At 61.5% G+C, this 26,824-nt stretch carries 22 protein-coding genes; 13 read left to right on the forward strand and 9 right to left on the reverse strand.

Features of this window, described 5'->3' with window-relative positions; all coding sequences use genetic code 11:
- Positions 1-27: 27 nt before the first annotated feature.
- Positions 28-468 (forward strand): YqaA family protein, encoded by a 441-nt coding sequence (locus QTL95_RS11875; RefSeq protein WP_289720160.1) that lies wholly within the window; start codon positions 28-30, stop codon positions 466-468.
- Positions 469-474: 6 nt separating this feature from the next.
- Here QTL95_RS11875 and glyS read toward each other — a convergent pair whose 3' ends face one another.
- The gene (glyS, locus tag QTL95_RS11880; RefSeq protein WP_289720161.1) at positions 475-2,652 is read right to left on the reverse strand and encodes a glycine--tRNA ligase subunit beta; all 2,178 of its coding nucleotides are present in this window, start codon (positions 2,650-2,652) and stop codon (positions 475-477) included.
- A gap of 429 nt (positions 2,653-3,081) precedes the next feature.
- Between glyS and QTL95_RS11885 the strand changes: the two genes are divergently transcribed.
- Positions 3,082-3,243, forward strand: coding sequence for a hypothetical protein (locus QTL95_RS11885; RefSeq protein ID WP_289720162.1), 162 nt, complete (start codon positions 3,082-3,084; stop codon positions 3,241-3,243).
- 552 nt (positions 3,244-3,795) lie between these two features.
- Here the strand turns inward: QTL95_RS11885 and QTL95_RS11890 are convergent.
- Positions 3,796-4,371, reverse strand: coding sequence for a hypothetical protein (locus QTL95_RS11890; protein ID WP_289720163.1), 576 nt, complete (start codon positions 4,369-4,371; stop codon positions 3,796-3,798).
- Between the two features lie 281 nt (positions 4,372-4,652).
- Here QTL95_RS11890 and QTL95_RS11895 point away from each other — a divergent pair, with 281 nt between their 5' ends.
- The 6 genes from QTL95_RS11895 (at position 4,653) to ubiA (ending at position 11,139) form a co-directional block, all read left to right on the forward strand.
- The gene (locus tag QTL95_RS11895) at positions 4,653-4,889 is read left to right on the forward strand and encodes a hypothetical protein (protein ID WP_289720361.1); all 237 of its coding nucleotides are present in this window, start codon (positions 4,653-4,655) and stop codon (positions 4,887-4,889) included.
- Positions 4,890-5,119: 230 nt separating this feature from the next.
- The gene (locus QTL95_RS11900; RefSeq protein WP_289720164.1) at positions 5,120-7,429 is read left to right on the forward strand and encodes a Tex family protein; all 2,310 of its coding nucleotides are present in this window, start codon (positions 5,120-5,122) and stop codon (positions 7,427-7,429) included.
- A 135-nt stretch (positions 7,430-7,564) separates the two neighbouring features.
- On the forward strand, positions 7,565-8,824 hold the full coding sequence (locus QTL95_RS11905; RefSeq protein WP_289720165.1) for an SAM-dependent methyltransferase: 1,260 nt from the start codon (positions 7,565-7,567) through the stop codon (positions 8,822-8,824).
- Between the two features lie 70 nt (positions 8,825-8,894).
- Entirely contained in the window at positions 8,895-9,476 is a 582-nt protein-coding gene (locus QTL95_RS11910; RefSeq protein ID WP_289720166.1) for a histidine phosphatase family protein, read from the forward strand.
- 34 nt (positions 9,477-9,510) lie between these two features.
- Positions 9,511-10,083, forward strand: coding sequence for a chloramphenicol phosphotransferase CPT family protein (locus QTL95_RS11915; protein WP_289720167.1), 573 nt, complete (start codon positions 9,511-9,513; stop codon positions 10,081-10,083).
- 96 nt (positions 10,084-10,179) lie between these two features.
- Entirely contained in the window at positions 10,180-11,139 is a 960-nt protein-coding gene (gene ubiA / locus QTL95_RS11920) for a 4-hydroxybenzoate octaprenyltransferase (protein WP_289720168.1), read from the forward strand.
- Positions 11,140-11,149: 10 nt separating this feature from the next.
- On the opposite strand, the gene QTL95_RS11925 is transcribed toward ubiA, so the two are convergent.
- Positions 11,150-12,049, reverse strand: coding sequence for an amino acid ABC transporter substrate-binding protein (locus QTL95_RS11925; protein ID WP_289720169.1), 900 nt, complete (start codon positions 12,047-12,049; stop codon positions 11,150-11,152).
- Between the two features lie 131 nt (positions 12,050-12,180).
- Entirely contained in the window at positions 12,181-12,747 is a 567-nt protein-coding gene (locus tag QTL95_RS11930; RefSeq protein ID WP_289720170.1) for a DUF6101 family protein, read from the reverse strand.
- Between the two features lie 300 nt (positions 12,748-13,047).
- Between QTL95_RS11930 and QTL95_RS11935 the strand changes: the two genes are divergently transcribed.
- On the forward strand, positions 13,048-16,329 hold the full coding sequence (locus QTL95_RS11935) for a DUF1217 domain-containing protein (protein WP_289720171.1): 3,282 nt from the start codon (positions 13,048-13,050) through the stop codon (positions 16,327-16,329).
- Positions 16,330-16,335: 6 nt separating this feature from the next.
- Here QTL95_RS11935 and QTL95_RS11940 read toward each other — a convergent pair whose 3' ends face one another.
- The 3 genes from QTL95_RS11940 to QTL95_RS11950 are packed head-to-tail and all read right to left on the reverse strand — an operon-like array spanning position 16,336 to position 19,421.
- Positions 16,336-17,763, reverse strand: a complete 1,428-nt coding sequence (locus QTL95_RS11940) for an FAD-binding oxidoreductase (RefSeq protein WP_289720172.1) — start codon at positions 17,761-17,763, stop codon at positions 16,336-16,338.
- A gap of 16 nt (positions 17,764-17,779) precedes the next feature.
- Positions 17,780-18,754 carry an L-threonylcarbamoyladenylate synthase gene (locus QTL95_RS11945; protein ID WP_289720173.1) on the reverse strand — a complete coding sequence of 325 codons (975 nt, stop codon included), beginning with the start codon at positions 18,752-18,754 and terminating at the stop codon, positions 17,780-17,782.
- Positions 18,755-18,812: 58 nt separating this feature from the next.
- Positions 18,813-19,421 (reverse strand): DUF6656 family protein, encoded by a 609-nt coding sequence (locus QTL95_RS11950; RefSeq protein ID WP_289720174.1) that lies wholly within the window; start codon positions 19,419-19,421, stop codon positions 18,813-18,815.
- 415 nt (positions 19,422-19,836) lie between these two features.
- Between QTL95_RS11950 and QTL95_RS11955 the strand changes: the two genes are divergently transcribed.
- The gene (locus QTL95_RS11955) at positions 19,837-21,081 is read left to right on the forward strand and encodes an aromatic ring-hydroxylating oxygenase subunit alpha (protein ID WP_289720175.1); all 1,245 of its coding nucleotides are present in this window, start codon (positions 19,837-19,839) and stop codon (positions 21,079-21,081) included.
- A gap of 68 nt (positions 21,082-21,149) precedes the next feature.
- Here QTL95_RS11955 and QTL95_RS11960 read toward each other — a convergent pair whose 3' ends face one another.
- Positions 21,150-22,133, reverse strand: coding sequence for a glycoside hydrolase family 25 protein (locus QTL95_RS11960; protein WP_442981286.1), 984 nt, complete (start codon positions 22,131-22,133; stop codon positions 21,150-21,152).
- A 148-nt stretch (positions 22,134-22,281) separates the two neighbouring features.
- On the opposite strand from QTL95_RS11960, the gene QTL95_RS11965 reads away from it, so the two are divergent.
- Entirely contained in the window at positions 22,282-22,779 is a 498-nt protein-coding gene (locus tag QTL95_RS11965) for a BA14K family protein (RefSeq protein WP_289720176.1), read from the forward strand.
- Between the two features lie 60 nt (positions 22,780-22,839).
- Here the strand turns inward: QTL95_RS11965 and QTL95_RS11970 are convergent, their stop codons facing one another.
- A complete protein-coding gene (locus QTL95_RS11970) occupies positions 22,840-23,835 on the reverse strand; it encodes a transporter (RefSeq protein WP_289720177.1) in 996 nt (331 codons plus the stop codon).
- Between the two features lie 318 nt (positions 23,836-24,153).
- Between QTL95_RS11970 and QTL95_RS11975 the strand changes: the two genes are divergently transcribed.
- Positions 24,154-25,932, forward strand: coding sequence for an acyl-CoA dehydrogenase (locus QTL95_RS11975; RefSeq protein ID WP_289720178.1), 1,779 nt, complete (start codon positions 24,154-24,156; stop codon positions 25,930-25,932).
- 10 nt (positions 25,933-25,942) lie between these two features.
- Positions 25,943-26,695, forward strand: a complete 753-nt coding sequence (locus QTL95_RS11980) for a crotonase/enoyl-CoA hydratase family protein (protein WP_289720179.1) — start codon at positions 25,943-25,945, stop codon at positions 26,693-26,695.
- Positions 26,696-26,824 lie beyond the last annotated feature (129 nt).

Consider the following 26,824-nt stretch of genomic DNA (forward strand, 5'->3'; position numbering starts at 1 on the left):
CATGCAGACCACCGAGCCGAGCGCGACATGACCACCCTCGCGGCCTATGCCGGCCTCTTCGCCATCTCGTTGATTGCCGCGACTATCCTGCCGGCGCAGTCGGAAGCCGGCCTCGTCGCGCTCATTCTCTCCGGGCAATATTCCACGTTGCTGCTGGTCGCAGTCGCCAGCGTCGGCAATGTCCTCGGTTCGCTGATCAACTGGCTGCTCGGCATAGGCATCGAGCGCTTTCGCGACAGGCGGTGGTTTCCGGTGGGGGAGGCGGCGCTCGATCGGGCGCAGCGCTGGTATCGGCGTTATGGAAAATGGTCGCTGCTGGCAAGCTGGCTGCCCGTCGTCGGCGATCCCATCACCGTTGTCGCCGGCGTCATGCGCGAGCCGCTGCCGGTCTTTCTGCTTCTGGTGACGATCGCCAAGACCGCGCGTTACGCGATCCTGGCGGTGATCACGCTGGGCATCGTCGGCTGATACAGATCAGCCGACGATCTTCGAGAAGTCGGCGACGGTGCCGGTGGCTTCGCGGATGAGGCGCAGCAGCGCCAGGCGGTTGGCGCGGATCGCCGCGTCCTCGTCGTTGACGAGCACGTCGGTGAAGAAGCGATCGACCGGCGCGCGCAGCGTCGAAAGTGCGGCCATCGCCGAACGGAAGTCTTCCTTCTCGATTGCGCCGGAGGCCTCGGCCGAAGCCGTCTTGATCGCCGCGAACAGCTCCTTCTCGGCGTCGAGCTTCAGAAGCGCCTCGGAGACGCCGTCGGCGACCACGGTGCCCTTCTTCTCCTCGGCGGCCAGGAGCTGCACGGCGCGCTTGGTGCCGGCGAGCAGGTTCTTGCCGTCCTCGGAGCTGACGAAATGCGTCAGCGCCTCGACACGACGGGCGACCATACGGAGATCGTCGGTCTCGGGCGTCAATACCGCGTCGATCAGGTCGTGGCGCGCGCCCTGGTCACGCAGATAGACCTTCAGGCGGTCGTGGAAGAACGAGAGCAGGTCGAGCTGGCGCGTCATGTCGTCGGCGGCAACGGTGCTTCCGATATCCATGTCGATCCGGCCCATGTGGCTGACGATGCGCGGCAGCAATGTCAGGTGCACGCCGCGCTCGAGTATGATGCGGATGACGCCGAGTGCGGCACGGCGGAGCGCGAAGGGGTCCTTCGAGCCCGTCGGCTTCTCGTCGACGGCCCAGAAGCCGATCAGGGTGTCGAGCTTGTCGGCCAGCGCCACCGTGATCGCCACCTTGTCCTGCGGCAGCTGGTCGGAAGGGCCCTGCGGCTTGTAGTGTTCCTCGATCGCCGTGGATACCACCGCGTCTTCGCCCTGCAGAACAGCATATTTGCGGCCCATCACGCCCTGCAGTTCGGGGAATTCGCCGACCGCCTCGGTGCGCAGATCCGCCTTGGACAGCACCACGGCGCGATCGACCAGCTTGTAGTCGGCGCCGGCGGGGAAGGCGACCTTGGCGGCCATGGCGCGAATGCGCTCGACGCGCTCGCCCTGGGTGCCGAGCTTGGCGTGGAACGTCACGTTGAGCGCATCGAGCTTCGCCATGCGCTGGTCGAGCGGCTTGGCGAGATCGAGGCCGAACTTCTTCGCGGAGGCTTCCAGCGTTTCCAGATCCGGCAGGTTGCCCTGGTCGCGCTTCCAGAAATGCAGCGCGTCGGAGAGGCGCGCGCGCACCACCTTGCCGTTGCCGTGGATAATTTCCTTGCCGCCGTCGGTGGCTTCGATATTGGAAATCAGGATGAAATTGTTCGAAAGCGTCTCGCTACCCGGTTTGCGGGTGACGAAGCACTTCTGGTTGGTCTTGATCGTCAGCCGGATGATTTCCGAGGGGATCGAGAGGTAGTCTTCCTCGAAGCTGCCCAACAGAACCTGCGGCCATTCGACGAGGCCGGAAACCTCTTCCAGCAAGCCTTCGTCCTCGACCAGTTCGAGGCCGTTGGCGAATGCGACGTCGCGGGCGTCGTGCAGTATGATGTCCTTGCGGCGCTCGGCGTCGAGGATGACCTTGGCCTTCTCAAGGCTCGCGACGTAATCGTCGAAGCGCTTGACGGTGATCGCCTCGGGCGCGTGGAAGCGGTGGCCGTAGGTGATGTTGGAGGCGACGATGCCGGAGATCTCGAACGGAATGACCGTCGTTTCCTCATGCTCGGTACCAAAAAGGCAGACGATCGACTGCAGCGGACGCACCCAGCGCAGCGAGCCCGGCTGCGACGAGGCCTTGCCCCAACGCATCGGCTTCGGCCAGGGAAAGTCGCGGATGATACCAGGCACAACCTCCGCGATGATCTCCTCGGCGCTGCGGCCGGGCTTGGAGATGATCGCGACGTAGAAGTCGCCCTTCTTCGGATCGCTCTGCACCTGCGCCTCGGAAATCGAGGCAAGCCCGGCGCCGCGCAAAAAGCCTTCGATCGCCTTTTCGTTGGCGTCGGTGCGCGGACCCTTGCGTTCCTCGCGCACGTCGGCGGAGCGGGCGGTCAGCCCGCGAATGTCGAGCGTCAGGCGGCGCGGTGTCCAGTATTCCCGCGCACCCTCGTAGGAAAGTCCCGCCTCGACGAGCGCGTCGGTCACAAGCTTCCTCAGATCGCCGGCAGCCTTGCGCTGCAGGCGGGCCGGGATCTCTTCGGAGCGGAGTTCTAGCAGCAGATCGGGCATGTCACTTTCCTTGCCTCCACGGGGAAGGCGCTACCTTGCGGGTCTGAAAACGGTCGCCTCTGCTAGCAAAGAATGGCGCAGGTTTACAAGCTGCAAAAGCGGATGATGGGGGCGGGGAGGGGATTTGGGTAACCGGAATGCCTTTCGGCAGCCTTTGATGTTTGGAAACGGGCTCCGCCTCGCGGTCGAGTGCCAATGCGGTTGGCCGCAATGTCGGCTATCGGCCCTAAGCGGACGGTCACCTCACCCTACTGCCCTCGAAAAGGGTGCTGGGGATCCGCTACTGCACAACTTGCGACGAAGCAGCGTGTGGCTACTGTCCAAGGTTTGGCGAACTTAGGCGCCTCCCATGCAGTAAAAAAGCTGATGACAGACACTAAAATTCAAGGTAGCAAATCTTCCAGCTAGTCGATTAAGGTGTGGCCCAAGATGACTGAAGAGGCGACAGAAAATGCGGAGAAAGCTCGGATCGACGAACTCTTTCGCGCCCCGTTGCCTTGGTATAGTGAGCCAAAAATAGTTCGTCGTCTCATCATCCTCAGTGCCGTCGGTGGCGCCATGATCTTCTTTCTTTCGGAGTATCTCTTCTAGCGAGGGGCGGCTGCGGCGATCGGTGAGGCCTCTTCTCCAAAGAGTTTCTGAAAGCGTGACGAGACCTTCATGAATAAGCTGACTATCTATCGATTGTGTTTGCTGGGTCTCATTTTGATTGCAATCTGCATTGAGCACTCCATCGCTTTTATACTGCTCGCATGGTGGGCAAGCGCGTTGATAGCTCACTGGTTCAAGCAATCTGGAAAGCGAGCTCTCCATGCTTCTGCATTCATGGCTATGGACATGCTGAGTGCATGGCTTTAGCTCGGGAACGCTTTCTACATATGGCGAGATACTGGCGAAGACGGCTGAGTGAGGCAGGCCCCTGATAGTCGTCATGCTATCAACCCTGTCACAAGATGCTTGCGCGGTAGGGCCGCCATCGGCCCAAATCGGACAGCGCGTCGCCTAAAACGGATGTCCCCTATTGGCGCAAATCAGTCATCAGCGGTTCTGGCTGTTGAGGCGCGGGAAGTCCCGGCCCGGTCGGGGCGGCTCGCGAAATGGCCTTGGCAAGGATGTACCGTTACCGATGCTCCGTTTCACGTTTTAGTACCGGCAGGGTGCTCCGCCGCAAGTATAATGCTTCGGTATTCTGACTGCTTTCTGTCTATAATCCATCATAGACACTGCTGTCGGGAACGGAAAAAAATGATCGTCGGTCGGGTAACGCCGCACAATTTTTGTGATCGAACCACCGTCTTTCGTGGTCCACACCTCCGCCCCGGCAATGCGCCCGCCTCTATGATAGGTGGCGTAATAGATGGCAGTGCCTTTGGCCTTCTTAGCCGTGCATGAGGTAAAAGCCTGCCAGTATGGGGTCTCGTTGCTCCTGCGATCCCATGTCGTTTCATCGGCTCTTTTTTGATAAACGTAATCGCCGTGAATAATCAACGCCATGCGTTCTTGCAGCGTCCCGTCGGCCCTCAATTCAAAGATAGTTTCTCGATAGAGAGCTAGCTCCTTCATTCTCCTGTAGATGGAGTTGAGTTTCTCACATGTCGGATCAATAAGTCGGGGTATATCTCTGCTTTCGTGGTCGATGTCGCTCGCCATACTCTGCGTTGTGGTAGCGACGAGCGGAAGAAAGATAGCGACGAGCATCAGCTTTAGTGACGTCTGCAAGGAGTTACCACCTCGGAATTTCCGAAACACAAGCCACAGCATCGTGGTGACAACCTAAAATTTTATTATGGTGCAGCGAAGTCTGCATCACGCCTCCCTAGACGACCGCTTCTGGCGCGAAGCGGAAGACCGAAGTCGGCCCAATGCGGACATTCGGTTGCTATGCTTCCACCATAGAGTTGCCAGCAAAGCTCTTTCTGGTGGTGACGTGGACAGTCTTCACTGCAATAGGGTCAAGCCGAAAAATGTGCTAAGCGGCAGCCAGACAACAACAGGAGTGTATCGTGAGCGAACCGACCGTAGCAGAGGCAACAGACCGTATTTATGAATCGCTCCGGGCGGACAATGCTGACATCGACCTGCATATAGCAGCCCTCAAGGCAGCTTTGACGCGGGCGGGCTTGAAAGAGGCCGTCTTCGATCCGGCCAAGCTTGTGCACGGCAATCGCTCCGGCCGGAAACTCATGCAGGCCTACTTTCGGCAGCGTGGCGTGAAGGTGACATTCACGGCACAGTGACGCTGTCCGACGATGGCAGATGCAGCGTGATCAAGCGTCTGTAGTAGCGCTTGCTGCAATCAGGTTGAAGCTGCCGCAGATTTCGTCCGCAATTGGCGCCAAGCATCCCGGCTTTGGCCGTCGTGCCCCGATCGTCGCTGCCACTTCCGCTGTGGAAACCCATCTCAAGCATTGCCTCGCCGCTTTTCGCCGCTATGGTCCGCCAACTTTATAAAAACGCAGGAACCATCATGGCCGCTGATATCCGCATGCTCTCCGCAGTCATCGCCTCCGAGATCAATGCCCGGCCCGAGCAGGCCAAGGCCGCGATCGAGTTGCTGGATGAGGGCGCGACCGTGCCGTTCATTGCGCGTTACCGCAAGGAAGTGACCGGCGGGCTCGACGATACGCAGCTGCGCGATCTCTCCGAGCGCCTCGTCTATCTGCGCGAGCTCGAAGCCCGCCGTGATACGATCGTCGAGTCGATCTCAGGCCAGGGCAAGATGAGCGACGAGTTGATGGCCAAGCTCAAGGGCGCTGCCACCAAGGCCGAGCTTGAGGATCTCTATTTGCCCTACAAGCCGAAGCGTCGCACCCGCGCCGAGATCGCCCGCGAGCGCGGCCTCGGACCGCTCGCCGAGGCGATCCTGGCTGAGCGCTCGAAAGAGCCGGCAACGCTGGCCGCGGCCTATATCACCGCTGATGTTCCCGACGTGAAGACGGCGCTGGAAGGTGCGCGCGATATCGTCGCCGAAGGCATCGCCGAAAATGCCGACCTGCTCGGCAAGCTGCGCGCCCATATGCGCGGTGCCGCCCTGCTCAAGGCCAAGGTGGTCGATGGCAAGCAGGCTGCGGGCGAGAAGTTTTCCGACTATTTCGACCATTCCGAACGCTGGGCAACGGCCCCAGGTCACCGTGCGCTCGCCATGCTGCGCGGCTGGAACGAGGAAGTGCTGACGCTGACGATCGAGGCCGACGCCGAGACTGCCTCGCCGAACAAGCCCGTCGAGCGCATGATCTTTGCCGCCTACGAGATCGGCGCGAGCCGCCCGGGCGATCGCTGGCTGATGGAAGTCGCCAGCTGGACCTGGCGCGTCAAGCTTTCCATGTCGTTGTCGCTCGACCTGATGCGCGAGCTGCGCGAACGCGCCGAGGAAGAGGCGATCCACGTCTTCGCCCGCAATCTCAAGGACCTGCTGCTCGCGGCCCCCGCCGGATCGCGCCCGACCATGGGTCTCGATCCGGGTATCCGCACCGGCGTCAAGGTCGCCGTCACTGATGCCACCGGCAAGGTGGTCGCGACCTCGACGGTCTATCCCTTCCAGCCGCGCAACGACGTGCGCGGCGCGCAAATCGAGCTCGCCTCGCTGATCCGCAAGCACAATGTCGAGCTGATCTCGATCGGCAACGGCACCGGCAGCCGCGAAACCGAAAAGCTGGTGGCCGACATGCTGGCCGAGCTGCCGGCGCCCAAGCCGACCAAGGTCATCGTCTCGGAAGCCGGCGCCTCCGTCTATTCGGCGTCCGCGACGGCCGCCGCCGAATTCCCCAATCTCGACGTGTCCTTGCGTGGCGCCGTCTCCATCGCGCGCCGCCTGCAGGATCCGCTCGCCGAGCTCGTCAAGATCGAGCCGAAGTCCATCGGTGTCGGCCAGTACCAGCACGATGTCGACCAGCAGAAGCTGTCACGCTCGCTCGATGCCGTGGTGGAAGACGCGGTGAATGCCGTCGGCGTCGATCTCAACATGGCCTCGGTTCCGTTGCTCGCCCGCGTCTCTGGCCTCGGCACGTCGATCGCCGAAGCCATCGTCAGGCATCGCGACGAGGCCGGCCGTTTCGAGACCCGCCGCGATCTCCTGAAGGTCGCGCGCCTCGGCCAGCGCACCTTCGAGCAGTGCGCCGGGTTCCTGCGCATCCGCGACGGCAAGGAGCCGCTCGATGCCTCCTCCGTGCATCCGGAAGCCTATGGCGTCGCCAAGAAGATCGTCGCCGCCTGCGGCCGCGACCTACGCTCGCTGATGGGCGACAGCGCTGCGCTGAAATCGATCGATCCGCGCCAGTTCATCGACGACAAGTTCGGCCTGCCGACGGTGAAGGACATCCTCTCCGAACTGGAAAAGCCCGGCCGCGACCCGCGCCCGAGCTTCAAGACCGCGACCTTCGCGGAAGGGATCAACGAGATCTCCGACCTGAAACCGGGCATGACGCTTGAGGGAACGGTCACCAATGTCGCCGCCTTCGGCGCCTTCGTCGATATCGGCGTCCATCAGGACGGTTTGGTGCACGTCTCGCAGCTTGCCGACCGCTTCGTCAAAGATCCTCACGAAGTTGTGAAAGCCGGCGATGTGGTCAAGGTTCGCGTCGTCGAGGTGGATGCCAAACGCAAGCGCATCGCCCTTTCCATGCGCAAGGACGATGGCGCCGGCGCGCCTCCGCCGCGTGGCGAAACGCGTTCAAATCCAGCCCCTCGCGGTGGAAACGACCGGCGCACGTCCAGCCCCAAGAGCGAGAGCCAGGGGGCATTCGGCGCAGCGCTTGCCGAAGCCATGAAGCGAAAATAAGGGCTTAGAGATAAGCATTGCAAAAATATCACACTTTGGCAGTCATGTTGCCAAGGTGCCAAATGCGGCGCTTGTAAGGCGGCGGAGAGGGGCTAAGTTTACCGAACTAACCTGTCACATTGCGAGGCCTAACTGATGGCGTCGGCTTTCTTATCGATTGTCCAGAAAATCATCCGCAAGGGTAACCTTAAGCTCACGCTCGCCAATGGCGAGACGCATACGATTGGGGACGGCACGGGAGATCCTGTTGCCGCCCGCATCGCCGACGAGGAGGCGGAACGACTGATCCGCCGCGACCCCACCCTCAAGCTCGGCGAAATGTACATGGATGGCCGGTTCATTCTCGAACAGGGCAACATTTACGACTTCCTGGCTCTGGTGAAGCAGAACACGACCAACGAAGTCTTCGACATCCCGATGGCAGCTCTTCTGGTTGGCCGCATTGCCCTGCAGCAGCTGAAGAGCCGTCTTCCCGTCAATCACAACAAGCGCAACGTCGCGCATCACTACGATCTCTCCGAAAAGCTGTTCGAGCTGTTCCTGGACGAGGACTGGCAATACTCCTGCGCCTATTACAATCCGCCGGGCATCAGCCTGGAGGAGGCGCAGGTCGCCAAGAAGCGGCATATCGCTGCCAAGCTCCTGCTTGAGCCCAATCAGCGGGTGCTGGAAATCGGCTCCGGCTGGGGCGGCATGGGCATGTACCTGACGGAATCGACGCCGGGCGTGGATCTTACGGGCATCACGCTCAGCGAGGAGCAGCTGAAGATCTCGCGTGAGCGAGCGCAAAAGCGCGGCCTGTCCGATCGCCTGCGGTTCGAGCTGCAGGACTACAAGACGATGAAGGGTCAGAAGTTCGACCGCATCGTTTCCGTCGGCATGTTCGAGCATGTCGGCATCGGCAATTTCGGCAATTTCTTCCGCAAGGTGCACGAGCTGCTCGCCGATGACGGCGTCATGGTCCTGCACTCGATCTCGCGGCCGAAGCCGAGCTTCGCCACCAATGCCTTCATCGAGAAGTACATCTTCCCGCAGGGCTATATCCCCTCGATCGGGGAGACGCTGCCGGCCATCGAAAAGGCGAACCTTCTGGTGCGCGACGTCGAGGTCCTGCCGCTACACTACGCCTACACGCTGCGCCACTGGCGCGAGCGTTTCGTGGCGCGCAAGGCGGAAGCCGTGGCGCTCTACGACGAACGCTTCTTCCGCATGTGGGAATTCTATCTGGCGGGCTCCGAGATGGGCTTCCGCTGGGACGAGCTCTTCATCATGCAGATCCAGATTTCCAAGAACCAGTATTCCACCCCCGACAATCGCGACTATATCGCCGCGAACGAGGCGAAGCTGAAGGAATTCGAGGCAACGCGTCCGCCGCTCGAAAAGGTTATTCTCTGACCGCATGAAGAGGCGCGGCAAACTCCGCGCCTTTTTCGTTTCCGCTGTTTCGTTTTGAAAGGGTTGCAAGATGAGCAGTGCCTATCCCGAGATCACGCTTGTGCGCCACGGCGAGACCGAATGGAGCCTGTCGGGCCGCCACACCGGCCGTAGCGATATCCCGTTGACGGAAAACGGCGAAGCCGCCGCCCGTCTCGTCGGGCCGCGTCTTGAGGGATTGACCGTCGCCGAGGTCTGGTCGAGCCCATCCCAGCGCGCCCGCAACACCTGCCGCCTTGCCGGGTTCGGAGAGCGGATGGTGGTCAAGGACGATCTCGCCGAATGGGATTATGGCGCCTACGAGGGTATCAAGACCAAGGAGATTCTGGCCAGCCGCCCGGGCTGGCAACTCTTTCGCGACGGCTGCCCGGATGGCGAGACGGCAGCCGATGTCGGCGTGCGAGCGGACCGTATCATTGCGGCGATCCGCGCGGCGAACGCCGCGATCCTGATCTTCTCCAGCTCCCACTTCCTCCGCGTGCTGGCCGCCCGCTGGATCGGATTGCCGCCAGAGGGCGGGGCGCATTTCGTGCTGGATACGACCAGCATCAGCGTTCTCGGCTACGAGCACGATCTGACCGAGCCGGTGATCAGACGATGGAATGAAATGTAAGCCAGAGTTGTGGCCGTGATCCCTAGGAGTATTTATGAGCTCAATAGCTGCGCGGATCATATTGCTTAACGGCGTAGGGAGTTCGGGGAAATCATCGATTGCCCGAGAACTGCAGCGGATTGCCGGGCGTCCGTTTCTGCATGTGGAGATGGATATGTTTCTCAACATGTTGCCCCAGGCCCATGAAAACCATCCTGATGCATTCATCTATGAGACCACTGCAGACGCAGATGGCCTTCCCGTCGTGGCGATCAAAAACGGTCCGCTAGGCGAAAGGCTTATGAAAGGAATGCGCCACTCTATCAGGGCAATGGCGGCGCAAGGGCTCGATCTCATCGTTGATGATGTTCTTATCGGAGCGGATGACGTCGGAAGCAGGGAATATGCAGAGCTCTTGAGGCCGTTCCAGTTCTATCGGGTGGGCGTTTTCGCAAGCCTTGAAGTGCTAGAGGAGCGGGAGCGGAAGCGTGGAGATCGGATGCTTGGATTGGCGAGATGGCAATTCGATAGGGTGCACAGCGGGATGAGCTACGATCTCGAGCTCGATACGAGCAATGTCTCGCCCGCCGAATGCGCGAACACGATCAAGCAGAGATTTCAACTCTGACTGTCCATAACTCGTAACGAGTCGTTTTGCCACGCAGGTCTACTCGAGCCCACCATCCCGCTTGACCCACCATCCCCCACGTCGCTAGATGACCGCATGCAACAGATCGACGGAATCAACGGCCGCGTCGCCGATGCGCCTTCCAACAACTGGGTTTACCGGGTGCTGCCGCCATGGCTCTGGCCTTATGCGCAGCTCGCACGCTGGGACCGGCCGATCGGCTGGCAGCTTCTGCTCTGGCCGTGCTTCTGGTCGGCTGCGATGGCGGCCAATGCGGCCGCGCATGTCGGGCTCTTTTCCGGCAGCCAGCTGATCTGGCACCTGCTGCTTTACTTCATCGGTTCCGTCGCCATGCGCGGCGCCGGCTGCACCTATAACGACCTCGTCGACCACAAGATCGACATGGAAGTCGCCCGTACCCGCTCGCGGCCGCTGCCGTCGGGCCGCGTCACCCGCACGCAGGCGAAGATCTTCATCCTGTTGCAAGCGCTGGTCGGCCTGCTGGTCGTTCTCCAGCTCAACTGGTTTTCGGTCATATTGGGCGTCGCGTCGCTCGGCATCGTCGCGCTTTATCCTTTCGCCAAGCGCTTCACCGACTGGCCGCAGTTCTTCCTCGGTCTGGCCTTCTCCTGGGGTGCGCTGATGGGCTGGGCCGCCATTTTCGGCAGTCTGTCACTGGCGCCGGTCCTGCTTTATGTCGGCGCGGTCGTCTGGACGATCGGCTACGACACTATCTACGCCCACCAGGACAAGGAAGACGACGAACTGATCGGCGTGCGCTCGACCGCCCGCCTGTTCGGCGACAACACCAAGCCATGGCTGGTCGGTCTCTATGGCCTGATGCTGCTCCTCACCTTCGCCGCCTTCCTGCTCGCGGGCGTCGGCATCGTCGCCTATCTCGGTCTTCTGGTCGCAGCCGGCATGTTCGCCTGGCAGATCGTCACGCTCGATATCAACGATGCCGATGAGTGCCTCGTGCTCTTCAAGTCGAACAACCGCGTCGGCATGATCATCTTTGCAGGCCTGTTCCTGTCGCTGCTGTTCGTGCTGCCGTAGGACGCAGTCCCTATGGAACGTGCTGCATGATGATCTGCGTGTGCAGCATTGGCGCATCGCTGCCGAAATAGCTGTCGAGCACAGATAGAAAATCGTCGGACAGATAGAAATCCGTCAAAGCGCGATCGGCGAGCAGCCGAAAATCGGCGTCGTTTCGGGGCACGGCGATCGCATAGGGCTCATGCGTGAACAGCCGATTGCCGACCTCGAGCAGGGATGGATCGCGCGCCCGGGTCGCGAGGCTGGTGAGCAACACCTGATCGCCGATATAGGCGTCGATCTTGTGATCCTCCAGCGCCTTGAGGCCCTCTTCATGCGTTGCGAAATCGGCGATCGTCGTCTTCGACACTTGGCCTTTCATGGCCTCGTGCAACGCGGCGCCCGTCGTCGAGTTCGCCCGCGCGCCGATGACGCTTGTCGACGCAACGCGTTCGCTGACGGCGCTGACGGCCGGCTTGTCGAAAAAGAACGTCTGCAGGTAGCCGGGCGAATCCTTGCGAAGCAGCCCGCTGGCCCCGGTCAGGAAGATGGGCTGCGAAAAGTCGACGATCTCCCGCCGCTCCAGATTGACGGTGATCGCGCCGCAAAGCAGATCAACCTCACCATCCTTCACCGCATCAAAGCCGTTGGCGAGCGTCTTCTGGACATACTCGCGTTTCAGCTCCGGAACCTGGTGCTCGATGTCGTCGGCGATCCTGTTGCACAGGTCGATAGCGTAACCCGTCGGCTCGGCGCCGGCCTTGGCCGAGGAGAAGGGCGCTTCGTCATCGATATAGCCGATGCGCACCGTTCCGCGCTCGATGATGCCGTCGAGGGTAGCGGCGCCTGCCGTCAGGGCTGAAAGGGAAAGGGCGACAATCGCCAGCGAGAGCCGTCTCATGCACTTTGTTACGACCGGCATGACGCTCATCTCCGAAAGACGGTTGCGATCTCAAAGGCGTGCACGCAGCTTATGGCCGGGCCGCCATTTGTCAACCAAGGTCCGAAAACGAAAAACCCGGCGCGCTGGCCGGGTGTTTCCGTTAAGTCGATCCATCCCACTTAGCTGCGGGCGATGATTTCCTTGCCTTCGATCTTCATCGCGACGCCGAGCTTGCCGGTCGTGCGGCGCACGAGGAAGCGGGGGCGGCGGTTGGCGAAGTAGGAGTGGCGGCGGCGCGGCTTCAGCGTGTTGGTACGCAGGTCGCCGAGATGTTCTTCGAGCGGGCGGGCAACGCCATCTGCCTCGACCATCAGCATTGGAATGCGGAAGGCTTCCGACCAGCCGCGCCAGTCGGCGGCGATGTCGGAGAGGTCGTGGGCCACCAAGAGCGGCACGCAGAGTTCCGGATCTTCGTGGTGCAGTTCGAGCGTCACGGTGACTTCGCCGTTGCCATGGTCGATGGCGCGGGCGGCGACGCCCTTGAAGGCGCGCTTCGGCAGGGCGATTGAAAGTGGAAGGCCGCTCGATGGGAGGATCTTGCGCAGGATCGCGCCGCGTTCGTCTATCGTTATGCTGACGTCACTCGTGGAGTCGTGAATGGCGTAGCTCACCTGCTGGGGGAAGCGCGACGGATCGAGACGCAGTGTCGTGCCGGCCCATGCGGGCTTCATAACGGTGTTGTTCATGTTCATTCTCACCCTTGTCTTACCTGAGAGCCGGTTTCCGGTCTTCTCCTCGGGGCTTTTCGCCCTCTATGGCTGAACAATAGGCGCCGGCTGTTCGAGACAGCTTAAAAATCGCGGTTAAGAAGACCTTGCCTCGGGGGATGGTTATCAAAACCGAACGTGGCAAGGTTTCCGAGGAGTGAACACCGCCCGTCTCATTCCGCGACGGAAGAGGGGTAAGTCTCGGGTAAGCTTTTTATCGCAGAATGAGGCACAACATCTGTGTCATTCCTTTAAGATTTTGCCGAAAAAGGTCGTCCCATGATCTCTGCTTCGATGGCGTACAGCATATTGTCGGGGAATATGCAGAAGAGCCTCGACAACGTCGCCAAGCAGTCGACGGTCAAGCGCGACGCCGAATATTACAAGGAAAACATCAACATGGTCAAAGATGTCGATGATTTCCTCGGCAACTACAAGCTCTACAACTACGCGATGCAGGCTTACGGTCTGGGAGACATGGCTTACGCCAAGGCCTTCATGAAGAAGGTGCTGGAAAGCGACCTGACCGATTCCAACAGCTTCGCCAACCGTCTTTCGGACACGCGCTACAAGGAATTCGCGGCGGCGTTCAATTTCAGCGCTTCGACGGCCGACGCGCAGAGCGATTCCCAGGAAGACGACCTGATCGGCCTCTATAATCAGTCCTTTGCGGATGAGGGCAAGAACGCCGCGACCGAGACCAGCTATTACAGCGACGCCATGGACAACGTGGAAAACGTATCCGACCTGGTCAACAACACGCGCCTTCGTACCTACGCACTGAAGGCCTATGGTATCGATCCGACCTATGTTTCCCAGGACTTCCTGACGCAGGTTCTGACGAGTGATCTCGATGATCCCGACAGCTTCGTCAACGTCAACGGCAACGACAAATATAAAGCACTGGTTGCGCAATTCAGCTTCAACGCCGACGGCACCGTGACCGGCGCCGCCCAGACCGCGACACAGAAAGACGCGGTCATGGAACAGTATAATCTGGTCGTTCCATCGATCGTCACGCAGGCGGCCGCCGATTACAACAAGGCTTACTATCTGTCCAAGATCGGGACCATCACGAATGTGACCGATATCACCGCCGATACGCGCCTGTCGTCCTATATCAAGACGGCGTTCAACATGGGCTCGACTTTCAGTGATGCGGCATTTCGCAAAGTGCTAACGGATCCGACCTACGCCGCGTCGCTCGACTTCAGCGACGCCTATCAGGCCTTCAATTTCAAGTCCGACGGCACGGTTGCCACGACAGCGCGTGCGCAGACGTCCTCCCAGACAAAAGCGACCACCGCGCAGGCGACCAGCGCATCCAGCTACTATACCAGCCAGATCACCGGCGGGACGATCACGACCGTTGACCAGCTGTTGGCCGATCCCAAGCTGACGGCCTACATCAAGGATGCCTATTCGTTGTCGCCGACCTTCAGCGATGCCGACCTGAGAAGCATTCTCACCGATGCCGATTATGCCTCGACCAACGGCTACAGCGCCATCAACGCCGCCTTCAATTTCAAGGCCGATGGAACGTTGACAGGCACGGACGTGCAGACTTACGCGCAGCGCAGCGCGACGACCGGCAAGATAACGACAAACGGAAACTACTTTCTGACTAAGGTCGGCGACTATACCAGCGTCGATGATCTCCTGGCCGATACGCGGAGCGTCAGCTATCTCCGCAACGTCTATAACGTGTCCTCGACGATCAGCGACGCGGATCTGAAAACGATCCTGTCGGACGGCGATGCGGCGGCCACCATGGGCTATACCAGCCTGCACGACGCCTTCAATTTCACCTCGTCCGGCGGCCTTGCCGCCACCTACCAGCCGCAGACGCCGGATCAGGTCAATGCCATGGCCGACATGGCGACGGCGACGCGAAACGGCTACCAGCAGGCCATCGTCAATATCACCAATGTCGATGACCTCCTGGCCAACACGACGCTGACGAACTACATCAAGAATGCCTACGGCATGCCGATGACCTTGAGTGACGCGGACCTCCGCAGCGTGCTGACGGACGGAGACTATGCGACGCTGCTGGGCTATGGCGATGTCCACGCGGCCTTCAATTTCCTTGCCGATGGCAGCACGCCGAATGACGTCAACGCGCAGAGCACCAGCCAGGCGCGGTCGACGACGACCAGGGCCATCACGACCCAGGACTATTTCCAGAGCACGATCAGTACCATCTCCAATGTCGACGAGTTGATCGCGGATCCGAAGCTCACGAGCCAACTCCGCACGGTCTACCGAATTTCGCCCGCGGTCAGCGACGCCGACCTGAAGAGCATCCTGACAGACGCCACCTTTGCCGCATCGGCCGGTTACTCCAACGTCAATGCCGCATTCAGCTTCGCCGCCGATGGTTCGGCGGCTCTGGCTTCCGGCCCGCAGAACGGTCAGCAATTGGCGGATACCACCGCGTTCTACAACACCCGCTACGACGATCTTCAACAGGAGACGATCGACGATTCGATCGCCAACTATAAGAGCCGGATGGCGGACGGGAACATCAAGTCCATCGCCGATTTCATGCGCACCAACGCGACGGCCGATACGGACAAGGCCAACGACAGCCTGCCCGATCTCTATCAGATGGCGTTGCGCGCCTACGGGTTGACCGAACAGGATGTATCGCGGTCGACAATGCGCAAGCTGCTGGAAAGCGACCCCTACGACCCGAACAGCTACGTCGCGTCGTTCAAGGACGAGCGCATCACCAACCTCGTGCGCGCCTTCAACTTTGGATCGGACGGCAAGGTTTCTTCGGAAATCCAGGCGTTGTCGCCCGCCGTCATGGCCAAGTACGCCACCAACTACAAGTCGCTCTCCTTGCTCGGCATTGCCGAGGGTCCGCTGCGGGACAAGGCGTCCAAAGATGCGACCACGGCGGTCAACAACTTCGCCAAAGGCATGGCCGAGGTGAAGTCGCTGGATGATTTCCTTGATAACAAGGACCTTACCAATCTGGTGCTGAAGGCGAATGGCCTCGACCCGACCAAGTACACAGCGGAGACGCTGAAGAAGATCTTCACCTCCGACCCGTCGGATCCCAAGAGCTATCTCAATACCGAAGCGGAATCGAAGTTCCAGGAAATCGTTGCCGATTTCAACTTCGACACCGATGGCGACCTGACCCGATCCAAGATCGGCGCGATCCAGAACGTCGGTGCAGAAGAACGCACCGAAAAGAGCTACATCCAGCAGACGCTCGAAACCCAGCAGGGTGAGACCAATGACGGTGTCCGTCTGGCGCTCTATTTCTCGCGCAAGGCGCCGAGCGTGACTTCGATCTACACGCTGCTCGGCGATCAGGCGCTGTTCCAGCTGGTGCAGACGGCCTATAGCCTGCCGAGCGGATTCTCGAACATGGACGTCGACAAGCAGGCCGACAACCTGAAGAAGTTCATCAATATCGAGGATCTTCAGGACCCGAAGAAGGTCGACAAGCTGGTGCGCCGCTTCACCGCGCTCTACGACGTGCAGAACAGCTCAAGCACCTCGGCAGCCCTTACCATCCTGACCAACGGCGCCACGTCGTCCTGAGCGAACTCAATCCACGCTAACGACCTTGCCCGGGTTCATGATACCGGCAGGGTCGAACGCCCGCTTGATCCGCCGCATCAGATCCATCTCGATGTCCGAGCGGATGGAAGCCAGTTCATCGCGCTTCAATTGGCCGATGCCGTGCTCGGCCGAGATCGAGCCGCCATGGGCGAGCACGATGCCGTGGACGATGTGGTTCATCTCATGCCAGCGGTCGATAAACGCCTGCTTGTCGGCGCCGACGGGCTGGGAGATGTTGTAGTGGATGTTGCCGTCGCCCATGTGGCCGAAGGCGCAGATGCGCGCACCCGGCATGGCGGCCATCACCGCTTCTTCGGCTTCATTCATGAAATGCGGAATGCGCGACACCGGCACCGACACGTCGTGCTTGATCGATCCGCCTTCCGGCTTCTGCGCTTCGGACATGCTCTCGCGCATATGCCACAGCGCTTGCTGCTGCGCGACGGAGGAGGCGATTGCCGCATCCTGCACAAGTCCGGCCTCGAAGCCCTGTTCCAGCAGCGCCGTCATCATGCGCTCGGCGGTCTCGGCCGAATCCGATGTCGAGATGTCGATCAGCACGTACCAGGGATGCGGCGTCTCCAGCGGATCGCGCACGCCGTCGATGTTGCGCGCGGTGATCTCGACGCCGAAGCGCGGCATCAGCTCGAAGCCCGTCAGCGAGGTGCCGCACAGGCTGGAGGCAAGGTTGAAGAGCGAAAGCGCGTCCTCCACCGTGTTGAGGCCCGCGAACGCCACCTGCTTGCCGAGCGGCTGCGGGAAAAGCTTCAGCACCGCGCCGGTGATGATGCCGAGCGTGCCTTCCGCGCCGATGAAGAGGTCGCGCAGGTCGTAGCCGGTATTGTCCTTCTTCAGGCTGCGCAGCCCATTCCAGACCTCGCCGGTCGGCAGAACGACCTCCAGGCCCAGGCAAAGCTGGCGCATGTTGCCATAGGCAAGCACCGCCGTGCCGCCGGCATTGGTGGAAAGGTTGCCGCCGATGCGGCAGGATCCTTCGGAGCCGAGCGACAGCGGAAACAGCCGCCCGTGCGCTTCCGCCGCTTTCTGCACCTCGGCCAGAATGGCGCCGCCGTCGGCGACGAGGACATTGGCGACCGGATCGACGGAACGGATCTTGTTCATGCGCTCGAGCGAGATGATGATGTCCGACTTGCCTTCACGCGGTGTCTGCCCGCCGACGAGGCCGGTATTGCCTGTCTGCGGCACCACCGCCGAACCCGTTTCCGACGCAAGCTGGAGGATGGCGGAGACTTCCTCGACCGTCGCCGGCTTCAACAGCAGCGGCGAGGAGCCGTGATAGAGGCCGCGGTTCTCGATCAGGTGCGGGGCAAGGTCGGCCTCACCGCGAAGCGCATATTTCTCGCCGACGATGGCTGCAAAACGGTCGAGTAGATCGGGGGAAACGCTGCTCATCGGGCTTTATCCTCTGTTATTCCCGCGGGGCCGCGGCGCGCCGCAGCCGGTCGTTGATGGCTTCGCCGAGACCCTCGTCGGGAATGGCGGAAAAGGCGATGGTCGTGGCGCCGCTGGCATCGGCGCGCTTCATATAGTCGAAGAGATTGGCCGCGGCCTCCGAGAGATCGCCCGTTTCGCTGAGATTGAGCACGATCCTTGCCGATTGCGAGCCGGCGACAGGCGCGGGGCCGAAACTGATCAGCGCCTCACTGTCTGAAACGTCGGTCGCATCAAGCCGTACATGCGCGCCCGGCGCATAATGAGACGCCATCATCCCAGGCGCCTCGATCGCGGCCGACGCCTTCTTCGGGCGCACCAGCTTCATGCCCGCCACCCGCTCGATCTCGACCGCCGGCAGCCCGCCCGGACGCAGCAGCCTGAGCTTGCCGTCCTCGACCTTGACGATGGTCGATTCCACGCCGACGTCGCTGGCGCCGGAATCGAGGATCAGCCGGATCTTCTCGCCGAGATCGGCGGCCACATGGTCAGCACTCGTGGCGCTGATCTTGCCCGATGTATTGGCACTCGGCGCCGCCAGCGGATGTCCGAAGGCGCGTATCAGTTCTCCCGCAAACCCTTTGGGAACGCGGATGCCGACCGTGTCGAGCCCGGCCGTCGCCAGCGCGTGAATGGCGCTGCCCCCCTTGAGCGGAACGACGATCGTCAGCGGTCCCGGCCAGAAGGCTTCCGCCAGCGTCCGGGAGACAGGATCGAAATCGGCATACTGCTCGGCCATGGCGAGATCGGCCATGTGGCAGATCAGCGGATTGAACTGCGGCCGGCCCTTGGTCTCGTAGATGCGGGCGATGGCCGCTGGATTGGTGGCGTCGGCGGCAAGTCCGTAGACGGTCTCGGTCGGAATGGCGATCGGCAAGCCTTCGCCCAGCACCTTGCAAGCGGCCTCTATGGCCTGCTCCTTGTTCGCGGTGATGTCGATGATCTCTGCCATGGTCTGCCCGGATGCCGTGTCGGGCAGTCCTTATGCTTTCCCGGCGCTCCGATCAATATCAGAGCTGGCGAATGATCTCGCGCAGCTGTTCGTTGCGGGCGCCGAGCAGCAGCACGTTTCGGATCGCCACCTGCGGATCGTCGGTCCGAAACAGGACGCCGTTGCCGCGCACCGAACGGTCGATCGTCATCTTCTCCGGCGTGTGCTCGCCGGGCTTGATGGCGACGGCGAAATACATGCGCGACTGTCGCGCATCGATGCGCTCGAAGAAATTGTCGTTGTCGCTGATATCGGCGTAGAAGTTGGCAATGTAGAAGGCCCAACTCACTTCCTCGTAGCGGGCGAACTTCGTACGCGATGCCGTCACGTGACAGTAGCCGAGATGCGGGCTGTCCTGCAGCGTGCGGTGGAACACCAGCTTCGGGAACTGGATGGCGCGATGGAAGGCGTTGATGTGCTGATGCGTCTGCATGCCGGCGGCTTGCAGCTTTCTGCCGGTTTTTTCCGCCACTTCCTCATGGCTGAGATAGCGGCGCTCGGCGGCAAGCCAGTGACTGCGCTGGCGCGTGATCCGGCCGGTGCGCAGGAATTCCGAGTGGGAGCTTGCCTGCGCTGGCTCCTTCTGCGCCGTTTCCGTGCTCGCGTCGAAGTAACGAAGTTTTGCCATTGTGCGCATTCCGAATGCTTGCCTGATGGCAGGGAGAATAGGCCGATCATGCTTAACGCGCCCTTAAACCGGACTGGCGGGGTTTCCGTTCACCGGCCGGCGGTCCGCATGTCGCAAACGCGATATGCGGCGATTGGGTTACGAGAAGGCATTGTATTCACGTGTTTGCATCCATGTCGCAATCGATGATATTTTCCGTGGGATAGCTGCCGGCATGCGGTTCCCGCGGTGCGATTTCTGCCTCGCTGAACCCTGTCGTCATTTTCGAAGCCGATGTCGCTTTGCAACCAAGCGTCCGGCCCCGGCGGTGATTAAATATGCAGAATGAAATCTCCTTCGGGAGAGACGGAACGAAATGCTTCCGGAGGCTTTGGACTCCAGCGAAGCGGCGGCCTGAACAGACGAGGATAGGCGCATGGATATTCGTAGCAACGTGTTGCGGCAGCTGAAGAACCGCCGGGAAGGCTTCAGCCTCGAACAGCCGTTCTATATCGACGAGGATTACTTCAAGCTCGATATGGAGATGATCTACTACCGCGACTGGCTGTTCATGGGTCATGACTGCGAGCTACCGAAGGCAGGCGCCTATTTCACGGTGCAGATCGGCCAGTATCCCGTCGTCATCGTTCGTGGCCGCGACAATGTCATCCGCGCCTTCCACAACAGCTGTCGCCATCGCGGCTCGCGCGTCTGCACCAAGGATCACGGCTCGTCCGTCCGTCTCGTCTGCCCCTACCACCAGTGGGCCTATGATCTCGACGGCAAGCTCGCCTTTGCCCGCCACATGGGCGACGATTTCGACAAGAGCGGTTTCGGCCTGAAGCCTGTCCATTGCGAGAGCTTCGGCGGCTACATCTTCATCTGTCTCGCCGACAAGGCGCCGGACTTCCAGCCGGTCCGCGACATGGTCGCCCCCTACATGATGCCGCATCATCTGAAGGACGCGAAGATCGCCTTCCAGAGCACCATCATCGAGAGGGGAAATTGGAAGCTCGTCTGGGAAAACAACCGCGAGTGCTACCACTGCGCCGCCAACCATCCCGAACTCTGCCGTACCTATCCTGAGGCCCCGAGCGTCACCGGCACCGACGGCGGCGCCGACGATCCGGAAATTTCCGGCCACTGGGCGCGCTGCGAGGCCGCCGGGCTGCCGAGCAAGTTCCAGATCTCGCCGGACGGCCAGTTCCGCGCTGCCCGCATGCCGCTAATCGAGGATGCCGAGAGCTACACCATGTCCGGCAAGCGCGCCGTCAAGCGTGCGCTGTCTGATGACGTGACGATCGACCGGATCGGCACCATGCTGCTCTTCCACTATCCGACGACTTGGAACCACATCCTCGGCGACCACGCGATCTCCTTCCGCGTCCTGCCGCTCAGCGCCAACGAGACTGCCGTCACGACTAAGTGGCTGGTCCACAAGGATGCCGTCGAGGGCGTCGACTACGACCTCGATGAACTGACCCACGTCTGGACCGAGACCAACGACCAGGACCGCCGCATCGTCGAGGAAAACGCCTTCGGCATCCATTCGCCGGCCTATGAGCCCGGCCCGTACTCGATGCTGCACGAGGGCGGCGTCATGCAGTTCCTCGAATGGTACGCGCTGTTCATGACCAGCCGGCTGCAGGGCGACCAGGCCAAGCTCTCCGTCGTCGCCTGATCGGCATATAGGATCTCCCAAGCGGCTCCGTTTCCTTGATGGAAGCGGGGTCGCTTTCGTTTGGGCGCTCAGAAGTCCTGATAGTTCAGCGTGTTGATCTCGCGCTTGGGCACGGAGGAGGTGGTGATCGGGTCGGGCGCGGTGGTGTCCTTGGCTGCGAACTTCGGCTCCATCTCGATCTTGGCGAGGATCAGCGGCGGATCGGGTTCTCGCGCCGGCAAAAGGTTCCCCTGCGCCCACACCCTGGCGAGATCGGCCCTGTTCATCGCCGCGACGTTGACGTCGATATCTGTGAGCGCTCCCGGCACGCGGTAGGGACAGCGGCGTTTGCTGCAATTGGCGCCAGAGGAGAACTGCCAGAGCAGATAGTTGTCCCAGTTGCCCATCGGGAAAACGCCATTGATCTCAGGCCTGTAGCGCGCATACCAAAGCGGCAGCCGTGCCAGGACGGGGTAATCGTTGTGATAGGCGGCGATGTAGCGGGCGGTATTGTGGTTCGTGTAGAGCACGGGATATCGCCCGGTACGCGCCTTGATATGGCCGGCGAAAATCTGCGCGTCCTCCAGCGACATGAACTTGCCGGGATCGATGCCTTCGATGTCGAGGATCATCATCTCGTCGTCGCGCGGCGTGGCGTAGTCGAGGAAGTGATTTGCCTGGTCGACGGGATTGCCGGGACGCCCCAGGTGATAGGCACCCCAGAGCAGGCCCGAGGCGCGGGCGACCAGCCGCCGCGTCTGAAAGAGTTCGCGGCTGACCGCGTACTTACGCCACATGGTCTTGCAATGCGCGACGGTATCTCCGGCATGGTCGCCGCTGCAATCGAAGCTTTCGGGCAGGCCGTCGGACGCCTTGGAGATGAAGCCCGCGATGCGCTTGTCCGATCGCAGGGCCTCCCAGTCGAGCGTGTTCAGCTCGTAGGCATCGATCACGATGGCGTTATCGGTTTTGTTCCAAGGCAGCACATCGGCCGCCGTCGCATGCTGCGCCGCAAGGCTTGCGAGCATCAAAAGCAGAAACTGGAAGATAAGGATTCCACGGTCTTGCCCCATGGAACGAGGTTGGTGAGAAACGGTTAATGTCCGGTTAATCATTAGCAAATACAACGCCAGAGCCGGTCGGACGCGCGCCTGCGCCTCTGGAACGTTGCGGTGTTCTGTACGTTTATGATCACGCGAATTTATCGGGATTGGAGACGAAATGCTCGGATCATTTAAGAAGCATGCTGTTGCTGCTCTTTCTTCCATTATTTTTTTGACAGGTTTTGTTCCCTCTCAGGCCATGCAGATGCCGTCGCTGCCGCAAGTCGAACGCTCCGGCGATGTCCAGAATGTCCAGTATTGCCGCCCCGGCATGCGCTGCGGCCCGGGCTACCGCCCGCACTATCGTCCAGGCCCAGGCTATCGCCCCGGTCCGCGCTACCGCCCCGGCTACTACAATGGCTATCGCGGTTATAGCTACTATCGTCCGGGTTACCGTCGCTACAATGACTACTGGTACCCGCTGGCAGCCTTCGGCGCGGGTGCGATCATCGGCGGTGCGATCGCTTCGCAGCCGCGCTACGTGGCTCCGTCCGGTGGCATCAACCCGAGCCATGTCGCCTGGTGCGAAAACCGCTACCGCTCGTACCGCGCCTATGACAACACCTTCCAGCCCTATAATGGCCCGCGCCAGCAGTGCCTGTCGCCTTACTACTGAGGCGACCGCTGAAAACGCAGACATCAAGCCCGGCGCGAATGCCGGGCTTTTCGCGTTGGGCTAGAGAATATCGACCCGCTTCAGCAGCCACCAAGCAAGCACGATTGATGCGATGATCATGCCGATCGCGTATTCCGTCCCGGTCGATCCTTGCGTGAAGGGCAGGTTGGCGGTGTTCATGCCGAAGAAGCCGGTCACCAGCGTCGGCGGCAGCAGGAAGGCGGTCATGATCGACAGGATGTAGAGGTGGCGGTTGGTCTCGGACGAGAGCTTCGAATCGATTTCCTCGTGCAGCAGCCGTGCCCGGTCCTGTAGCGCATAGATGTCGTGATCGACCGTCTCCAGCCGCGCCGTCAGCCGCCCTGCCACGTCCTCGAAACCGAAGGGCATCTCGTCGTCGTCGGACGCCGCCGCCCGCCGCATCAGCGCCAGAACGGTGCGCAGATGCCTGTGGATGCGCACGACGGTGCGCCGCACCGGCGCCAGCCGCCGCCGCTCGTCGCGCGGCGCGTTGTCGTAGACGAAATCCTCGATGACATTGAGTTCTTCGGTGAGATCCATGACGATCGAGATCAGCGTCCGCTGGAATTCGGTAACGAGCAGCTCGAATAGATCGACCGGTCGCACATACTTTGCCGGGTTCTTCTCGATCAGCGCTCGCGCGCGGTCGACGCTGCGCAGCGGCTGCAGGCGCGTGGTGATGATGAAGCGGTCCGATATCGCGAAGTGCAGCCAGCCGAGATCGGCTGTTTCGTGGTCGAACTCGCGCTGGCAATCGACCAGCGTGCCATAGAGCATCTGGTCGTCGACGGTGATGGCCGAGTGCGTGTCGTGCGTGATGAGCGCCGCCTTTGCATCTTCCGTCAGGCCGGTCAGCGTATCGAGCAGGGCTGGAACGCGGGCGTCGGCGAGGTTGAGGTGCAGCCAGTAGAAGCCGTCGCCTTCGGTCAGATCCGCCGCAAGCGCGCTGTTCGTCAGCCGGATTGCCTTGCCGCCCTCGGCGGGGAAGCGATAGGCCCAGACGAAACCCGGCATGCTAACAGGCAATGTGTCCATGATGCGCCGGTCCTCTTGCGACTTGCGTGATATATCGACCATAACGCCGGATTCGCCATCGGTCGACAAGCGGGACAGGCGGTCGCCCCGGGCGGCGGGACTGGCGGCGGAACCCGTTCAGGGACCATGCCTTGGCGCTTTATTTATGACCGATATTTTGCAGTTTCAAGACAGTTCGCACGGCCAGTATCACCGCTAGCGCGGCCCGGGGCAGGGGCAAGTTTGAAATTGACGTTTACGTAAAAATCAATTAGCTCTGCGACTGGAGGAGCGGACCGGATCGGCAGATTCGTGCCGCCGGCATACGAGGAGATCAGCATGTACAAGGCGCCCGTCGAGGAGATCGCATTCACCCTGAAGCATGTGGCCGGTCTTGCGCAGGCGATCGACGACGGTCTGCTTGGCGATCTCGGCGAGGATCTGGTTGACGCCATCCTCCACGAAGCCGGCCGTTTCGCATCCGATGAAATCGCGCCGCTCGCCGAAATCGGCGACCGCCAGGGCGCTCGGATCAGGGACGGTGAGGTAACGACGCCGGATGGCTGGCGCGATCTCTACCGCAACTGGATTTCAGGCGGCTGGAACGGCCTGACTGCATCAGAAGACTTCGGCGGCCAGGCGCTGCCCCACATGCTCAACGTTGCCGCACTCGAGATGTGGAATTCCGGCTCCATGGCCTTCGCGCTCTGCCCGACGCTGACCATGGGCGCCATCGAAGCGATCGCCGCTCACGGCAGCGACGCGCTGAAGAAGACCTATCTCCCGAAGCTCGTCTCCGGCGAATGGACCGGCACGATGAACTTGACGGAACCGCATGCCGGCTCCGATCTCGGCGTGCTCAAGGCCCGCGCCGAACGCCGCGACGACGGCAGCTACCGCATATCGGGCCAGAAGATATTCATCACCTGGGGCGAACACGACGCCGCCGAAAACATTATTCATCTGGTGCTCGCCCGCCTGTCGGATGCGCCATCGGGCACGCGCGGCATCTCGCTGTTCCTCGTGCCGAAGTTCCTGGTCAATGACGACGGCTCGCTCGGGGCCCGCAACGATCTCTTTTGCCACGCGCTGGAACACAAGCTCGGCATCCACGGCTCCCCCACCTGCACGATGATCTACGGCGACGGCCGCTTCGGCGAGGAAAAGGGCGCCATCGGCTGGCTGGTCGGCGAGGAAAACAAGGGCCTCGCCTGCATGTTCACGATGATGAACAACGCCCGCCTTGCCGTCGGCATGCAGGGCGTCGCGATTGCCGAAGCCGCCACGCAGAAGGCCGTCGCCTATGCCCGCGAGCGCACCCAGGGCAAAGCGCCGGGCTGGACGGGTTCTGGTATGAGCCCAATCATAGAGCACCCCGACGTTATCAGAATGCTGCTCACCATGAAGGCGCTGACTCAGGGCGCCCGCGCTATCGCCTATAGCTGCGCCCACGCTACCGACATGGCGCACCGCGCCGGCGATGCCAGGAAGCACTGGCAGGAGCGCGCCGCCTTGCTGACCCCGGTCGCCAAGTCCTTCGCCACCGATATCGGCGTTGATGTCGCCTCGCTCGGCATCCAGGTGCATGGCGGTATGGGCTTCATCGAGGAAACGGGGGCGGCCCGCTACCTCAGGGACGCACGCATTGCCCCCATTTACGAAGGCACCAACGGCATCCAGGCGATCGATCTCGTCACCCGCAAGCTGCCGCTGTCCGATGGCGGCGAGGTCAAATGCCTGATCGCCGAACTGCAGGAGATCGCCGACCGCGTCGGTGCCTCCAACGCGGAAAGCTTCGGCGCCACGGCGAACCGCCTGAACGCCGCGATCACCGACTTGGCCGAAGCGACCGACTGGCTTCTCGAGCAGCTGGCGCAGGGCCGGACCACCGAAGCGCTGTCCGGCGCCACGCCCTACCAGCGCCTGTTCGGCCTGACGCTGACTGGCTGCTACCTCGCCAAGGGTGCCCTTGCCGATGGCAATGATGGCGCCGCCGACAAGCGCATCGCGCTTTGCCGCTTCGCTGCCGAAAACCTGCTGCCCGAAACGACGGCCCTGAAGGATGCCGTCATCAACGGTGCCGCCAGCCTTGCCGCCGCCCGCGCCATTCTCGCCTGAGGGACCTGATATGACCGATCACATCATCGTCGAGCGCCCCGAAGCTCACCCCGGCATCCAGGTCATCCGCTTCAACCGCCCGGAGAAGAAGAACGCCATCACCCGCGCCATGTATTCCGCCATGACCGAGGCGCTGGCGGCCGCTGAGGACGATGAGGCCATCCGCTCCACCGTCTTTCTCGGCACCGAAGGCTGCTTCTCGGCCGGCAACGACATGGGTGATTTTCTGGCTGTTGCCATGGGCGGCGGCATGCCGCGTGAGGTGATCGACTTCCTCTATGCCCTGGTGCGCTCGACCAAGCCCCTTGTTTCAGGTGTCGATGGCCTGGCCATCGGCATCGGCGCCACCATGCATTTCCACTGCGACATGACCATCGCCTCGGCCCGCAGCGAGTTCCGCACGCCCTTCGTCGATCTGGCGCTGGTGCCCGAAGCTGCGTCCAGCCTGATCGCACCGCGCTTGATGGGCCACCAGCGCGCCTTCGCCATGCTGGCGGCCGGCGAGCCGTTTTCCGGCGAGGAGGCGAGGGAGGCCGGCATTGTGTGGAAGCTCTGCGCGCCGGAAGAGGTGGAGGCGGCGGCACTGGCCGCAGCGAACAAGCTCGCCGGTAAGTCGCCGGAAGCCCTGCGGATCGCTCGTGATCTCATCCGCGGCAATCGCGGCGAGATCATCGCCCGGATCGACGAGGAAGCACGCCACTTTTCGGAGCGTCTGCGCAGCGCCGAGGCGAGGGCTGCGTTCGACGCCTTCATGCGGCGCTAAAAAGCGTGCTTAAGCAATAGTATTACTTTTAATCAAATTTTACCTAATATGACGCCTAATGCCGCCAATGCATGATGCATGGCGGAACTCTCCGCATCCCATCCTCGACCAATCATGGCACAAGGCAAG

The sequence above is a fragment of the Rhizobium sp. S152 genome (genome assembly GCF_030380735.1).
In the GTDB taxonomy this organism is placed as follows: Bacteria; Pseudomonadota; Alphaproteobacteria; order Rhizobiales; family Rhizobiaceae; genus Rhizobium.